Origin of the sequence: Paraburkholderia phymatum (assembly GCF_038900715.1) — a bacterium.
GTDB lineage: Bacteria > Pseudomonadota > Gammaproteobacteria > Burkholderiales > Burkholderiaceae > Paraburkholderia > Paraburkholderia phymatum_A.
In genome coordinates, this window is record NZ_JAYMRZ010000001.1 from 721,568 (window position 1) to 733,861 (window position 12,294).

A 12,294-nucleotide genomic window follows, 5' to 3' on the forward strand; every position below is an offset into this window, starting at 1 on the left:
TCTATGATTTTGTACCAATCTCTATAGTTTGTCAAAATATTTAACAGAGATTGGCATGAATACTTCATATGAAATGGAATCGGCTGTTCAATTGCCAGAAAATGACGAATCGAATAATGGTGCGATGATGGCGGCGGCAGTCCAAACTGCTAATGTCATTGCAAGAATGATCGGCGGCGCAGATCAGGTGCCCGCCAACTGGCTCCAATCAGGTACGCCATACGAAGCGCCAAAAAGAAAATGTGCGCCGCCGCCAGAATTCAAGAATCTCCCCGTTATCGACACGAAAACGCATGCGGGTTTGAAAGCAATGAGAAAGCTACACCTCGAATTGTGCGGAGGCAATCATGATGCCGCCGAGCTATACGGGGAAATTCTCAATCCCTTTACCGTCATGAAGGACGGGAAACCGCTGGTTGAAAATATCCGCGATGACGCGGAAGGCAATCGCGCCTATTGGTGGGGGCAACCGCAGAAAAAATGGGCGGCGCGTAAAGGGTGGAATGTCGATCACATGAAGTACATTTTCAAGGTACTTCGCGCCCGCAATCTGATTGCCACGCGCAAGGCAAAGACGCCTTATGACATGCTGCAATGCCGTCCATTGGTCGCAGACGGAGCCGCGCATATCCCCGGCATTCCCGATGCGTCCAATTACGCGGAATTGCTAAAGGACAAAAAATCGGAAAGCCTTATGCAGCAAGGCTCACAGACCGAAAATTGCCCCGTGGCTATGGGGCAGAAATTGCCCCGTGGCTATCGGGTAAAAATTGCCCCGTTAAACAATACACTTCTAAAGGCATGTAAGAGGCCAGAAGTAAAGAGCGTTAAACCTGTCTCTAGCGAGACAGAAGAACCGGCACCGCCTTTGGCGGATGCAGGGGCTACGCCTGACCCCGAACCCCTACCCCCACACCCTAAAGGCGTTTCCCCCCTCCCTACGGTCGGGGCCTCCCCCCCGGTAGCCGCGCGCCCCCCCTCCAGATCGCTGGCGGTTGTGCGGATATGGGAAGCATGCACAGGCCGGAGCACGACTCCGAAAGAGCGGGGCCAGCTACGCAAACTGATGCTCGACTTCCGCCGCCCCGATACCGACTACCTTGACCCCTTGCCGTTCGTCAGGTGGATCGCGCTCGACAGTAGCTGGTATCGCTTCGTGCGGCCCCTCTATGAGGGAGAAATCCCGCACGACTACCGCACGCCTCACGTGGGCCTGTTGCTTAAGAAACTGAATGAAGCGGTAGAGCTATGGCTCAGAAGTACCCTGACCCCGGCAGAGCGCGCCGCGCGGGGGCAGCGCGTTAAAGAGATCATGGGGCAGCTATACCCCGACGAAGCAACTATCGTGGCGATGATAAAGAACGGCAATGCCGATGCCGCTTGAATCCAGCCCCGCCAGCGGGCTGGGAGCGCACCGGCAATAGCAGAGCATAGGCGACGGCGGCAACGGCTCTAAACGCGTTTTAAGAGGCCTGCGCCGATGAGGCGGTAGCCTTTTATATCGTAAGGAGTCCTACAATTAATTGCCGGCGGAGGGCGGGGTCAACTGAACAGGATCGGTACCACGTTCAAGTAAGCATCGTTGGTAATGTTCACGATACGGCGTTCCGGCCATATTGCATACTCTCTGCCCTTTTCCGTAACAGAGAGAACCTCACCATTGATGCGGATACATATATGCCGTTCAAGTGCCGATAGCACCGCCTCACGTTCGACGGCGGAAGGGATACGGTTCATCCAGAATGCTGTGTAAGCATCGAACGTTGGCGCTTGGTCCATGTGGACAAACCAGTTAAGCACCGCCTGTGTGGTGGGCGCAAAATAGTAGTTAAGGTAGCGGTATTCCCACATGCGAGCCGCCGCGCGCTCACCCTCAAACGCCTGTTGTAGTTGCTCCCGTTCTTCCGGGGCGATAGGTAGTGCGTCCAATGCCGGGGGCGCGGGTTCTTCCACGATTGCCGGTTCGGCCTCTGCATTCTCACCGGCTGTCGCTTCATCGATCACGGCCTGTTGAGTCATCAATTTTGCGCCACCAATCTCCAGGCTGGCGATCCTGTTGACCAACGAACGAAATTCATCTCGAAAGTGGACAACGCCCACAATCGCGCCGATGCCAACAACGACCGGCCACGACAAAAAAACTTTCAGATATTCCAGCACCAACGACCAATTGACCGAACACATTCGCAGTCCCCGTAGTTGCGCGATAAGGAAATGTATCACGCGCCTTCTTGCCCGCCCGTTTCGGAGATTTTTTTGATTTGACGAAACCGGAAGTTGCACGACAAATAAATAGTGGCGCGAACTATTCCACGTTAGAAAAAGACACGCCATGATTGGACTACAGTCCAAATCAATCAACGCGAGTCATGACGATGGAACACGAAACGATCACCGCTCCAATTCGAGATTGGTCTGATTCGACTATCGAATTCATTCTGGCGCAAGTGGCGGGCGGAAAATCTCTTGTCAGTGTCTTGGAGAGCAACCCCAACTTTCCATCGAAGTCGATTTGGCACAAGTGGGTTTCGGACGACGTTGAATTCAGCAAGCGATATGTGGAAGCCGTGCAAAAGGGCGTGGCCCGCCGCCACGGTCATTAAGGAAACGATCATGAGTGACTACGTGCAAAGACTGATGCGCATGTCGGCGGCGGAACTGGCGGCAGAACAGGCCCGCGCCAATTCCCGTTACCAGCGCACCATCGAAGCATCGCAAGGCCGCATTGTGAATGACGCCAACGGCATACCGCGCCGCGTCTATGGCGACATGCCGAGCGAGCATGAGCCGATGCGCGCAGTCAAACGCAAGGACGCAACGGGCCGCGTTATCACCGAGTATGAAGGCGGCAGCATGGATGAGTGGATGCGGCAATTCAAAACGCCCGTCTTTCGCCAAGTCCGAATCTGCAAGGACGCAAGAGACTTTACGCCCGAAAACCTCTATGTGCCGTTGGGGAGCCAGCAATGAGCGAAGTACTGGAGTCGAGAATCGAAGCAACCGGCCCCGAAACAACCGTGCGCGTGCCCGCGCACCGGATTGACCTCGATTGGGCGTGCCCTGCATCGGAGACGTTTCGAAAGATTCCGCGCGCTCCTTTTGAGGCGGTGCGGATGGAATACGACAGGGCACTACAGGCGAACAACCAGCTAGTCGATTATCCCTATGTCGGAGAATCGGTTGACCTGTACAGGCGTCGCTTGGCTACCGCATTGATGCCTCACGCCGTGACATATCCGGCGATGAAGCTGGAAAAGATCAATGGAAAACTCTTTCGCGACATTGAGCAGACCGTCTTGAAGGAAGCGATTGAGAAACCGGCCCGCGATGGTCGGTTAGTCGAGATCAAACTCAAAGACAGATCGGGGCGGGCCTACAGCGAATATGAAGGCAGCATGGGATGCTGGCTCAATCAATTTAAAGGGCCGGTCATGGCTAGTCCGATTCTGGTTCCGGGCGGCGCACGCCGATCACCCCCGATGGCATGAGAGACGACCATGTACAGACCGAAATTGTTCTTGCGTATCGAAAGCCCCACGGCGAGTGAGTCAATCGCCAGCGGAGCCATAACCCAAACCGATGCAGACCGCCTTTTGGCGGAGGCGCAAAAGCACCTTGAGGAAGTTTTCGCAGCGTATTACGCAATGCGTTATGACTTCGTGATCGTGCAGAGCAAGCCTTGGCACGAGCCTAAATCATGACCTGAGAGAACACTATGGAACCCGAACGAAATCACGGCTACGGAAAGCGAATCAAGCCACGCCAATACAACCGGCAAACCCCGGTAGTAGAAGCGCCGATGCGTTCGGGCGATTCCAAGAGCGATGCAGAAAAGCTGGAAGAACTGAAACGAGCATTCAGGAAGGTGCAGCGATGAACCCGAACGAAGCCCCGCCCGAAGTGCGAAACAACTTGCGGGAAATGCAATCGCTACTCACGTATCTCGAAGAGAGTGAGGCGAAGCGCGCCGACGATTTGCCGCCGCATATCGAAGAGCCCTTGCAGCTAGGAATCGCGTCGGCACACGCGCGCCTCAAACGAATAAAGGGCGAATTGATCGGCATCCTGATTGCCTACTATGACGACGATGATGAAGTCATGGCGCAGTATGACGCGTTCATTGCAGATGGGGGCGATGTTTCAGACGTCAATCACGGTATGAAGCTGGTAGCGAAGCACAAAAAGATTAGGGACATTGCCAGCGGAGAACACGAACGCCAGCAACAGCAACGCCAAGAGCAATGGAATGCGTTGTCAAAAACAGAGCAACGCGAAGAACTGGATAGACAGCGCCGCATCCGTGAAGAACAGGGAGAGCCGCAACATCATGGCGAGCTTCACCAGCACGGCCCGATACATCGCAATCCCGGTAGCCGTAAATTCAACGCGGGGTAAGTCATGGAACAGACCGTCACGCTAGGCGAACTGATGAAACAGCTTGCGGTAGCGAATCAGCAGATTGAGGCGTTCGCGACGGGCGGCGAAATGTCGCTCGACACCCTGTTTGCACTAAGTGGCCTGTTGCACTTCGTCGGCATCGGACTAGGGACATTGATGGTTGAGTACCCCGACGATGCGAGACTGGCCGAATTGATGGAAATGTGTACGGTATTGCAGGCTCAGACGATGCAATGGGCCGATGAACTGGCCCACATCGAACGCAACGGAGCGAGCCTCCACTAGCTATAGCGCAATCACACGATTCGTCAGTTCGGACCCCCAGAATGCAATCACTTGCAATTGCAGCTTTCAGGACTACAGACAGGCGGCACGATCATGGCAGCAGAAAACAAGTCGGGAGTGTTGGTAGTCAACGTTGATACGAGTCAGTTCGATGACTTCGTCAAGAAATGGCAAGACTACCAGCAAGAGGCGGAGAAAGCCACGAATCCTTTTGCGGGAGCCGCCAAGGGTTTCAATGATGCAGCACAGGCCGCCGCCGCGATCAATGAACAGATGGCCCATATCACGCAAGCCGTGAGCACATCAAAGATGACGGGGCCGCAGAGCTTTATCTTTCTGTTCAATCACTACAGCACCGAATCCGCGAAGCAATGGAAAGAGATCGACAAGCACGCGAGCAACACCAATCGTAGCTTTCTGTCGATCACACGTAACTGGTTCAACACCGCCAGCTTGCGTAAGGACGCGTTGAAACTTGGTGGACTGGCAGCGGCGGCGGGCGGGGCAGTCACGAACGCAGCAAACGACCTCAGTAAAAAGAATCTCGAAAGCCGTCAACTCGGATTGCCGATTGGCAAGGTAGCCGCATTCGAAGCGGACTATCAACCCTTGGGCCTCTCGAAAGCCGACCTCAATAACTTTGCGAATGCTCGCAGCGATACCCGCTTGTGGAAAGGCTTGCTTTCCAGCGGTATCCCGATGCAGGAGATTCGCACCGCCGCCCCCGATGAGTTGCTACTGGATGCCGTGCGCCGCATGGGGCTACAGTTCAAGGATTGGGAGAGCCAAGGTTTGCCCGCCGTGCAGATCGCGGAGGCCAGAGGCTATCCCTTTGGCCCCGAAACGTTGCGGGCAGCTGGATCATGGTCCGATCAGCAATGGCAAGCCACGCGTGAAAAGTACCTGGCCGATCAGCGGGCAATGGGCGTTGATCAAAAAACCGCCGATCAGAGCACCGCGTTTATGCAGAAGCTACGCGGAGACCTCAGCAAGTTCGGCACCGCATTCAATACGCAGCTTTCCAAGGCCACGCCGCAACTAGGTCACTTCGCGGATGCCGTGACGGATGCGGGTATCAAGCTGGCGAATTGGGCCGGTCCCAAAGTAGCCAAGGTACTGGATGAAGGTGCGAACGTCATTGATACTGTCAACAGCGGCACGACGTTCAAGAGTCCAGAGCAAGGTGGACCGGCCTACAAACAGAATGATGCCGTGAGCGGGTTCCGCATGGTAGGCGATTGGATTCGCTCGAAATTTCCGAGCATCCCCGATGCCACCATGCCGGGAGTCACGCAACCCAATGCGAACGACACCCCCGACATCACACAGTTCAAAAGGTGGGCATCACTTGCAGAGAGCAGGTATCGCCTACCCGCTGGCGTGCAATCGGTACAGATGGAAGTAGAGAGCCGCTTTAATCCGCGCGCCGTCAATCCCGCCAGCGGCGCACAAGGACTGATGCAATTCATGCCCGCAACAGCCAAGGGCATGGGTATCGATCCGTTGAACCCGCAACAATCGATTGACGCGGGCGGCAGACTCTTGCGTGAGTTGATCGACAAGTTTGGATCACTCGCCAAGGGCCTGGCCGCATATGACGGCGATACGCATATCAGGGCCGATGGTAGCCAGTGGCTGATGAAAGCCAAACAGGAAACCTTGAACTATCTTCGTCCATTCCTTGACAAGGGTTTCGACCTTGGTTTGAGTCCAGAGGAAAGCGCCTATTTGCGGAGCCATAGCAAGGCGTTCGCGGGCGCAAAGAACGATGCGAATCTCAAACTCGATCAGAGCACGCTCGACAAGGGCGAACAGTTTGTCGATATGTCGCAAGCCGGTAAGCCGACACCCGATCAGACCGCGCACGCCGTTGAAATGGGCGTTGTATCGGGTATGGACAAGTTTGTTTCCCGGCTCGAATCCGTGTTCAGGGAGGGCGGCGGTTCGCAGTTTAGAACACCGGAAAGAAAGAATCTGCCGAGCAACGCACAGGCCCCCGTCAATGTGAATGTCAATGTGCGAAGCGTCCCCGGCGCATCCACCAACGTAACGATTGGCTCTTTGCCGCACTGAGATCATGAGCCGCTACTACGCTATCCGCGTGACGGACCCCAAGACGGGGGAAATTCTGGTCGCGAATCTGAACGGGAAAGCGGGTTTTATCCGCGTCCCTTTCGACGTCAATACATGGACCTACTCGTCTTTGTATGCGGGCGGCACGCCTACAACGCTGGCATCGAACAACGCCAACGCGTTGAGTGTGTCCTTTGACATTCCCGTTGGTTTCCTCGACGCGCCCTTGGCTAACAGCTATGTCCGCATCGATGGTGTTTCGCTACAGGAGATCAGCCAAGGATCAAACCTTAACGGCCTCAATTTCATGATGGTCGGTGGCATGGCGAAAGGTCTGCCGTTGGCGAATCCTGTGCAGATTGGGCCGCTTTGCCAAGGCCAGATTTTGCAGTGCTTTGGTAATTGGATCGGCAAAGATCAATATCTCGCAATCTATGTTCAGGCGGGCGGCAGCAGCGCTACTGCCAATCAGACAACCGGCAACCCGCCGACCGCCAGCACCCTCCCCATTCCCACGGCAAACGGCAAGGCCGCCAACATCGTCTTTACGTGGAACCCCGGCCAGACGATGCAGGATGCGTTAGTGCAGTGCCTGTCGGTTCCGTTTCCTCAGTACGGCATTAGCGGGAGCATCAATCCGAATCTCGTGAATTCTGGCGGCATGATCAAGGGGCATTGGTTTAGCCGGTTGACGCAGCTTGCTGATTGGGTAAAGAGGGCGAGCCTCAGCATGTTGGGAGGCTATGCGCCCGACCTTGCTGAGTACATGGGTGTTCACATGGCATTGCAGGGCAACACCATTTTGCTATTCGATGGCACGGCACAGACCAAACCCAAGCAGATTTACATCGTAGACCTGATAGGGCAACCGACCTACTCTCAACCGTTGCAAATACAACTTACCTGTGTGCTGCGCGGAGATATCAAGGTAGGCGATTTTGTGGCGATCCCGCAAGGATTGCTCAACATCGGGCCGGGGGCACAGGTAGGTTATATCCCGCCGCCGCCGATAGGAGGCGTCAACACCGCGCAAGTCTCAATCGCTTTCCAAGGCTCCTATCTTGTTACAGGTGTTCGCCATGTCGGAGATAGCAGGAACTGCGATGGTCTGGCATGGGTCACGACTCTTGATTTGTTGGTGACGCAACCATATGACTCAGGCGCGGCGGTGGCGGTGCAAAAGGTATTGGCGAACCCGAACAGTAGTCAGTTTTACTTGCCGCGATGAAGTGGATTCAGAAATTGAGTACCGGAGAACATCATGTACCGTGTCACACTGAACGATCGAATCGAAAATATGCGCCGCCTCATTGAGTCCGCAGAACAGACGCTATTGCGCGCGGGGCATGCCGATATGAATGATGAGAATCGACTCTTTGCGCACCGCATCGCGCTAACCAATCTCGAACAACTGGCAAGCGAAGCAAGCACGGCGGCGCAAGAATTGGCGGCAGCACTGGAGAGAGACCCCTATGCAGTAAGCGAAGTAATTTTGCACAATCAAACAGCAGCACATAACAACTAAGAAAGAGCATCACCAACACCAAGGCCATTTCAAACCTAGACACGAACAGGTGCAGTAATGGCTATCACTTTCAATCCACCGGGAACCGTTAAACCGTCGAAACTGGCAGTACCGGCTAAAGTAGTTCCGCTAAAGGCCAAACCCGGCCCCAAGCCGATGCCCGCCGACAAATTCGCGGCGATGCTGGAATGGATCAAGCGGGGTGAGTCCGTCGCGGGAGCATCGAAGCGCCCCGGCATGCCCGCCGAACCGACATTCCACGTGTGGCGCAAAAAGAGCGAGGCGAACGAACAGGCGTATCGGGATGCTCTCGCCTATCAGGTAGATGGCATGGTGGACAGTGTGTTCCCAATGCTCGACAGCCTCTTTGACGGCCTCAAATCGGTTGACGCATCCGCGCGTTTGGGCCGCGCACGGTTGCGCGTGCAACATATCCAATGGCTTGCGACGCGCCGTGATCCGCAGCACTACGGAGCGCAACTTGTGGGCGATGATGGCACGTTCAAGCTAACCAATAGCCCTGATGAGCAAAAGCCCGATGCCGACCCCTCAGAGCCGCAGAAAGGGGCCGCGTAATGGCAAAAGAGATCAAGCTGGCTCGCATGTACCAAGGCCAGGTGAATATCTATCACGCCTTGGGGCGGCGCAGCGTTCTCAGGTGCGGGAGGCGGTGGGGTAAGTCCACCATGTTTGAGACGATGGCAGGTAATTGGGCCGTGCGTAACTCATGGTATGTCGGCATCTTCGCGCCCGACTACAAAAAGATGAGGCCGATATTTAGCAATCTGCTATTCAATCTCAAACCCGTTATTACGCAGAGTTCAAAGGTTGAGAGGATCATTGAGCTACGTAGCGGCGGGCGGATTGAATTTTTCAGTCTCACGGATGAGGATGCGGGACGCTCCCGAAAATTTCATCGTGTATTGATTGACGAAGCGCAGTCAACCAAAGACTCAACGATGAAGGACCAATGGGAAAAATCCATTGAGCCTACTTTGCTGGACTATAGCGGGCGTTGCATCGTTGCAGGAACACCCAAAGGCATCAATCCCGAAAACTGGTTTTGGCAGATCAACCATAATCAGAATGTATCGGAACAGTGGCGGGTATTCCACGCACCTAGCGCGAGCAATCCACACTTGCCACCCGAAGAGTTGGCGCTAAAGAAATCAACGGTTCACCCGCTGGTGTTTCGCCAAGAGTACCTAGCGGAGTTCGTAGACTTCACTGGCACGGCGTTTTTCGACCTGCAAAACCTCACGAACAACGGCGCGGGCGTACCGTTTCCGCAGCACTGCGATTACATCGGATGCGCGATTGACACCGCTATCAAGGATGGCGTCCAACACGATGGAACAGCCGTTGTGTACTTCGCACGTAACAAGATCGCGGGCACGCCTCTAATCGTTCTCGATTGGGACGTAGTGCAGGTTAAGGGTAACGTCCTTACTCAATGGCTCCCCGGAGTGCTGGCCCGATGCGATGAACTGGCGGCATTTTGCGGAGCGAGATATGGCAGCGCGGGCGCATGGGTAGAGGACAAGGCATCCGGTTCCGTGTTGCTGCAAGAGGCGGAGGACAGAGGATGGATGGTTAACGCGATCCCTCCCAAGTACACTTCAATGGGTAAGAACGATAGAGCTATTGCGTGCAGTAGCCCTGTATATAGCAATCAGGTTCGACTCACACAGCACGCAATAGACAAGACGGCAGTGTATAAGGAAGTGCAAGCGAATCACCTGATAAGCCAGTTTTGCGGATTCGTCATCAACGACCCCAAGGCATACAAGCGGGCCGACGATTTGGCGGATGCGATGATGTATAGCATTCTGGTAACGCTCGAACCTGAAATTTAACCCTGAATTTTCGTAGTCCTATAGGAGAACATCATGGCAACACTGACTATCACCCCGTTTCAAGGCGACGTCCTTACCGGCAAGTATCCGGGTGGGGTAGGGGAACAGCTTGGCAGCGTAGCAGCGATATACGAAGGCGCGGGCACCATCACAGGTGTATCCGGCGCGGGCACGTTCAGCCTGTATGACAGCACGACAGGTGCATATGGAAAGCCGCTCATTTCCTTTGGCTCCAACTATGAGCAAGCGGTAACGGGGCAGAGCATCGCCTTTACCAATGGCCTGTTCATCGTTGCCAATGGCAAGAACAGCGATATCACGATCACGATCACCACGGCCTGACAAAACAGGATGCCGCCCAGCAATCCGAACAGCGCTATCGAGCACTGAGCCGCGATCATGGCCACGTCCCCCATATATGCCTTCGTGAGGCGTGGCCGCGTGCAGTACAAAAGGGAGCGGCAGCAAGAGCGAGTGGCGGAGCCAGAAAATCCGATAGGGAACGGGTCGAGCCTGAAAGGTATCGGGCCTATTCAATGTATTCCGATCACGCGTGAGGGCGTATCAGAAGGCGTCCAAGCCTATTTGCGAATGCTAAGGGGCGGTTGATTACCCTACATCAACGGAGTGAGCAATGAGTCTTTACGAGCGCTTGGAGACGATGGCGATAGAGACAGGGGAAACAATAGGCGTTGAAATCAATGGCCGCTTGCTGGCGCTTGTCGTGATTGCAGAGGGCATGGCGTGGGCAATCGATGGCCTTGCGATAACGCCCGATGATGCGCGCCAGATTCTGGCTAACGCGGGAGTCTAACGTGACAAGACAGCAAAGACGCGCCGAGCTAAGAGCGCAAGCCAAGGTGAGAGTAATCAATCCCTCTGGGATGCAGCTATGCATTTCGGCGGCCCTGCATCCATCGTTGTGGAGTCCCGCGCCTGTGCAAGCCTCACGCGCGAATGCACCTGATAGCAAAATCCACTTCAGCGAAGCACAATCAACCGCTTCGTCAAATGCCGGTGGCGCGGCGGAGCCGGGATTAGAAAAACAAGAAACAAAGCACTGCAAAGGATGCGACACAGACAAGACCCTCAGTGAGTTTTACCAAACGGGCAAGCTCAATCGCTATTACAGACGTTGCAAGACATGCGTTGATGCGGCGGAGGGAGAAGCAAAACCAAAGAAACTCCCTCAACCAATCCGCAAGGCAGAATACCAACCGCCCACAGCAGCCGATGCAATGACGGCGGCGCAAAGACAAAAGAACAGACTCGCCAATCTTAAAGGCCACAAGTACTGTGATACATGCGGAGCCTACCTAGCCTCATGTTTCTATCGTACCGACCCCAACGGCCTCTTTAACCTCTCAGATACATGCAAGGTATGCGAGACGATCAAAGGCTATGAATCGGGCCAGCTGCGGCATGAATATCCAACAGCCTTGCGGGCGGCAATAGACAGGGAACACGAGAAACAGGACAAGACGACACCGGACGATACCGGCCTATGGCTACGAAAGCCCGGGCCTTTACCAGATCATGAGCGATACGATAGCGGATGGCCCTGTAACCCATTCACAGGAAAGCGGGCACCTAACCGTAGAGCACCCATAGAGCAACCCTCAGAGAGCGAGCGAGAGGCAGAGATAGAGTTTTAACGCCACTTTCGCATTCTCGACACCCAATCGCGTAGGCGATACCGACTCGCGTTTGTGTGGTAGGCACCCGCGCGTGCGGAGAGGGCGCTTAAAACTGAACCGATGTTCGAGAGACGAACACCCGATTAACCGGTTGGTACATTCAAGCCCACATTTGGGGCCACAAGTGAGCATCCGCACGCGTTGGTGACACGAATTTGTATGTACAAGTTTTGATACGCGGCAGATGATCAATATCATACGAGTATCGGCTGCAAATCATGCATCCGGGTTTTTCGGTGCAAAACGGGTCTCCAGCATGTGTCGCGTATTGATGAGAGTCGATCATGGAAACATGGCGGCAGAAGCACGGCAGATAGCGCGATAAACGCGAAATGTCGAGGCTTTTTTGAAATGTCGGGGTTGTGGCTAATTAGAAATGTCGGGGTTGAGGTCGGTTTTGGGTCCGGGTGTGGGTTGGTTTTGGACTCCTTCCTATCTCTCGAGGGCGGTTTTTAGCACC

The 12,294-nt window shown here is 54.8% G+C and carries 17 protein-coding genes; 16 read left to right on the forward strand and 1 reads right to left on the reverse strand.

Going from position 1 to position 12,294, the window contains the following annotated elements; translation table 11 throughout:
- The first annotated feature begins 55 nt into the window (after window positions 1-55).
- Window positions 56-1,384 carry a hypothetical protein gene (locus VSR68_RS03300; protein WP_342938395.1) on the forward strand — a complete coding sequence of 443 codons (1,329 nt, stop codon included), beginning with the start codon at window positions 56-58 and terminating at the stop codon, window positions 1,382-1,384.
- Window positions 1,385-1,542: 158 nt separating this feature from the next.
- On the opposite strand, the gene VSR68_RS03305 is transcribed toward VSR68_RS03300, so the two are convergent.
- Complete coding sequence (locus tag VSR68_RS03305) at window positions 1,543-2,184, reverse strand: hypothetical protein (RefSeq protein ID WP_342938396.1); 642 nt, start codon at window positions 2,182-2,184, stop codon at window positions 1,543-1,545.
- Window positions 2,185-2,375: 191 nt separating this feature from the next.
- Between VSR68_RS03305 and VSR68_RS03310 the strand changes: the two genes are divergently transcribed.
- The 15 genes from VSR68_RS03310 (at window position 2,376) to VSR68_RS03380 (ending at window position 11,792) form a co-directional block, all read left to right on the forward strand.
- Complete coding sequence (locus tag VSR68_RS03310; RefSeq protein WP_342938397.1) at window positions 2,376-2,603, forward strand: hypothetical protein; 228 nt, start codon at window positions 2,376-2,378, stop codon at window positions 2,601-2,603.
- Between the two features lie 10 nt (window positions 2,604-2,613).
- Entirely contained in the window at window positions 2,614-2,970 is a 357-nt protein-coding gene (locus tag VSR68_RS03315; RefSeq protein WP_342938398.1) for a hypothetical protein, read from the forward strand.
- Window positions 2,967-3,488 carry a hypothetical protein gene (locus tag VSR68_RS03320; protein WP_342938399.1) on the forward strand — a complete coding sequence of 174 codons (522 nt, stop codon included), beginning with the start codon at window positions 2,967-2,969 and terminating at the stop codon, window positions 3,486-3,488. The genes VSR68_RS03315 and VSR68_RS03320 overlap by 4 nt, the downstream gene beginning before the upstream one ends.
- Before the next feature lie 9 nt (window positions 3,489-3,497).
- Window positions 3,498-3,701, forward strand: coding sequence for a hypothetical protein (locus VSR68_RS03325; RefSeq protein WP_342938400.1), 204 nt, complete (start codon window positions 3,498-3,500; stop codon window positions 3,699-3,701).
- 14 nt (window positions 3,702-3,715) lie between these two features.
- Window positions 3,716-3,877: a hypothetical protein gene (locus VSR68_RS03330; RefSeq protein ID WP_342938401.1), complete on the forward strand. Its 162-nt coding sequence runs from the start codon at window positions 3,716-3,718 to the stop codon at window positions 3,875-3,877.
- Window positions 3,874-4,395, forward strand: coding sequence for a hypothetical protein (locus VSR68_RS03335; RefSeq protein WP_342938402.1), 522 nt, complete (start codon window positions 3,874-3,876; stop codon window positions 4,393-4,395). The genes VSR68_RS03330 and VSR68_RS03335 overlap by 4 nt, the downstream gene beginning before the upstream one ends.
- Window positions 4,396-4,398: 3 nt before the next feature.
- On the forward strand, window positions 4,399-4,683 hold the full coding sequence (locus VSR68_RS03340; RefSeq protein ID WP_342938403.1) for a hypothetical protein: 285 nt from the start codon (window positions 4,399-4,401) through the stop codon (window positions 4,681-4,683).
- Window positions 4,684-4,776: 93 nt separating this feature from the next.
- Entirely contained in the window at window positions 4,777-6,756 is a 1,980-nt protein-coding gene (locus VSR68_RS03345) for a lytic transglycosylase domain-containing protein (protein ID WP_342938404.1), read from the forward strand.
- A gap of 4 nt (window positions 6,757-6,760) precedes the next feature.
- Window positions 6,761-7,984 carry a hypothetical protein gene (locus VSR68_RS03350; RefSeq protein ID WP_342938405.1) on the forward strand — a complete coding sequence of 408 codons (1,224 nt, stop codon included), beginning with the start codon at window positions 6,761-6,763 and terminating at the stop codon, window positions 7,982-7,984.
- Between the two features lie 33 nt (window positions 7,985-8,017).
- Window positions 8,018-8,281, forward strand: coding sequence for a hypothetical protein (locus tag VSR68_RS03355; protein ID WP_342938406.1), 264 nt, complete (start codon window positions 8,018-8,020; stop codon window positions 8,279-8,281).
- Window positions 8,282-8,338: 57 nt separating this feature from the next.
- Window positions 8,339-8,857, forward strand: a complete 519-nt coding sequence (locus VSR68_RS03360) for a hypothetical protein (RefSeq protein WP_342938407.1) — start codon at window positions 8,339-8,341, stop codon at window positions 8,855-8,857.
- Window positions 8,857-10,137, forward strand: coding sequence for a hypothetical protein (locus VSR68_RS03365; RefSeq protein WP_342938408.1), 1,281 nt, complete (start codon window positions 8,857-8,859; stop codon window positions 10,135-10,137). The genes VSR68_RS03360 and VSR68_RS03365 overlap by 1 nt, the downstream gene beginning before the upstream one ends.
- A 33-nt stretch (window positions 10,138-10,170) precedes the next feature.
- A complete protein-coding gene (locus VSR68_RS03370) occupies window positions 10,171-10,479 on the forward strand; it encodes a hypothetical protein (protein WP_342938409.1) in 309 nt (102 codons plus the stop codon).
- A gap of 292 nt (window positions 10,480-10,771) precedes the next feature.
- On the forward strand, window positions 10,772-10,951 hold the full coding sequence (locus tag VSR68_RS03375; RefSeq protein ID WP_342938410.1) for a hypothetical protein: 180 nt from the start codon (window positions 10,772-10,774) through the stop codon (window positions 10,949-10,951).
- 124 nt (window positions 10,952-11,075) lie between these two features.
- Window positions 11,076-11,792, forward strand: coding sequence for a hypothetical protein (locus tag VSR68_RS03380; RefSeq protein ID WP_342938411.1), 717 nt, complete (start codon window positions 11,076-11,078; stop codon window positions 11,790-11,792).
- The last annotated feature ends 502 nt before the right edge of the window (window positions 11,793-12,294 follow it).